Origin of the sequence: Bacillus sp. L_1B0_5 (assembly GCF_000836715.1) — a bacterium.
GTDB classification, from domain to species: Bacteria; Bacillota; Bacilli; order Bacillales; family Bacillaceae_G; genus Bacillus_A; species Bacillus_A thuringiensis_S.
The window spans coordinates 1-2986 of the sequence record NZ_JXIS01000110.1; the positions used below are offsets into that span (position 1 = coordinate 1).

A 2986-nucleotide genomic window follows, 5' to 3' on the forward strand; every position below is an offset into this window, starting at 1 on the left:
CATATTATATGGTTAAGTCCTCGATCTATTAGTATTCGTCAGCTCCACATGTCACCATGCTTCCACCTCGAACCTATCAACCTGATCATCTTTCAGGGATCTTACTAGCTTACGCTATGGGAAATCTCATCTTGAGGGGGGCTTCATGCTTAGATGCTTTCAGCACTTATCCCTTCCGCACATAGCTACCCAGCTATGCCCTTGGCAGAACAACTGGTACACCAGCGGTGCGTCCATCCCGGTCCTCTCGTACTAAGGACAGCTCCTCTCAAATTTCCTACGCCCACGACGGATAGGGACCGAACTGTCTCACGACGTTCTGAACCCAGCTCGCGTACCGCTTTAATGGGCGAACAGCCCAACCCTTGGGACCGACTACAGCCCCAGGATGCGATGAGCCGACATCGAGGTGCCAAACCTCCCCGTCGATGTGGACTCTTGGGGGAGATAAGCCTGTTATCCCCGGGGTAGCTTTTATCCGTTGAGCGATGGCCCTTCCATGCGGAACCACCGGATCACTAAGCCCGACTTTCGTCCCTGCTCGACTTGTAGGTCTCGCAGTCAAGCTCCCTTATGCCTTTGCACTCTACGAATGATTTCCAACCATTCTGAGGGAACCTTTGGGCGCCTCCGTTACACTTTAGGAGGCGACCGCCCCAGTCAAACTGCCCACCTGACACTGTCTCCCGGGTCGATAAGACCCGTAGGTTAGAATTTCAATACAGTCAGGGCGGTATCCCACCAGCGCCTCCACCGAAGCTAGCGCTCCGGTTTCAATGGCTCCCGCCTATCCTGTACAAACTGTACCAAAATTCAATATCAGGCTACAGTAAAGCTCCACGGGGTCTTTCCGTCCTGTCGCGGGTAACCTGCATCTTCACAGGTACTATAATTTCACCGAGTCTCTGGTTGAGACAGTGCCCAAATCGTTACACCTTTCGTGCGGGTCGGAACTTACCCGACAAGGAATTTCGCTACCTTAGGACCGTTATAGTTACGGCCGCCGTTTACTGGGGCTTCAGTTCAGAGCTTCGCTTACGCTAACCCCTCTCCTTAACCTTCCAGCACCGGGCAGGTGTCACCCCCTATACTTCGCCTTACGGCTTCGCAGAGAGCTGTGTTTTTGCTAAACAGTCGCTTGGGCCTATTCACTGCGGCTTTCCGTTAAGAAAGCACCCCTTCTCCCGAAGTTACGGGGTCATTTTGCCGAGTTCCTTAACCAGAGTTCTCTCGCACACCTTAGGATTCTCTCCTCGCCTACCTGTGTCGGTTTGCGGTACAGGCACCTTTTATCTCGCTAGAAGCTTTTCTTGGCAGCGGGGAATCAAAGACTTCGCTCCATAAGGAGCTTCCCCATCACAGCTCAGCCTTCACGATAAGCGGATTTGCCTACTTATCAGCCTAACTGCTTGGACGTGCACAACCAATCGCACGCTTCTTCTATCCTTCTGCGTCCCTCCATTGCTCAAACGATAAAGAGGTGGTACAGGAATATCAACCTGTTGTCCATCGCCTACGCCTGTCGGCCTCGGCTTAGGTCCTGACTAACCCTGAGCGGACGAGCCTTCCTCAGGAAACCTTAGGCATTCGGTGGACGGGATTCTCACCCGTCTTTCGCTACTCATACCGGCATTCTCACTTCTAAGCGCTCCACCAGTCCTTCCGGTCTGACTTCACTGCACTTAGAACGCTCCCCTACCACTGATACCATTGGTATCAATTCGCAGCTTCGGTGGTGTATTTAGCCCCGGTACATTTTCGGCGCAGAGTCACTCGACTAGTGAGCTATTACGCACTCTTTAAATGGTGGCTGCTTCTAAGCCAACATCCTAGTTGTCTAAGCAACTCCACATCCTTTTCCACTTAATACACACTTTGGGACCTTAGCTGGCGATCTGGGCTGTTTCCCTCTTGACTACGGATCTTATCACTCGCAGTCTGACTCCTAAGGATAAGTCATTGGCATTCGGAGTTTGACTGAATTCGGTAATCCGATGAGGACCCCTAGTTCAATCAGTGCTCTACCTCCAAGACTCTTACACTTAAGGCTAGCCCTAAAGCTATTTCGGGGAGAACCAGCTATCTCCAGGTTCGATTGGAATTTCTCCGCTACCCACACCTCATCCCCGCACTTTTCAACGTGCGTGGGTTCGGGCCTCCATTCAGTGTTACCTGAACTTCACCCTGGACATGGGTAGATCACCTGGTTTCGGGTCTACGACCACGTACTAAACGCCCTATTCAGACTCGCTTTCGCTGCGGCTCCGCCTCTTCAGCTTAACCTTGCACGGGATCGTAACTCGCCGGTTCATTCTACAAAAGGCACGCCATCACCCATTAACGGGCTCTGACTATTTGTAGGCACACGGTTTCAGGATCTCTTTCACTCCCCTTCCGGGGTGCTTTTCACCTTTCCCTCACGGTACTGGTTCACTATCGATCACTAGGGAGTATTTAGCCTTGGGAGATGGTCCTCCCAGATTCCGACGGAATTTCACGTGTTCCGCCGTACTCAGGATACATTCAAGAGAGAACGAAGTTTCGACTACGGGGTTGTTACCCTCTACGACGGACCTTTCCAGGTCGCTTCGTCTACCTCGTTCCTTTGTAACTCCGTATAGAATGTCCTACAACCCCAAGAGGCAAGCCTCTTGGTTTGGGCTATGTTCCGTTTCGCTCGCCGCTACTCAGGAAATCGCATTTGCTTTCTCTTCCTCCAGGTACTTAGATGTTTCAGTTCCCTGGGTCTGTCTTCCATACCCTATGTATTCAGGTAAGGATACCATACCATTACGTATAGTGGGTTTCCCCATTCGGAAATCTTCGGATCAAAGCTTACTTACAGCTCCCCGAAGCATATCGGCGTTAGTCCCGTCCTTCATCGACTCCTAGTGTCAAGGCATCCACCGTGCGCCCTTTCTAACTTAACCAAACTAAAATTAAAAAAATATGAGCTACACTGTTATCTAGTTTTCAAAGAACATAC

Annotated in this window: 1 rRNA gene; it reads right to left on the reverse strand. The window is 51.2% G+C overall.

Features of this window, described 5'->3' with window-relative positions:
- Positions 1 to 8: 8 nt before the first annotated feature.
- Positions 9 to 2930, reverse strand: a 23S ribosomal RNA gene (locus RT27_RS27350).
- Positions 2931 to 2986 lie beyond the last annotated feature (56 nt).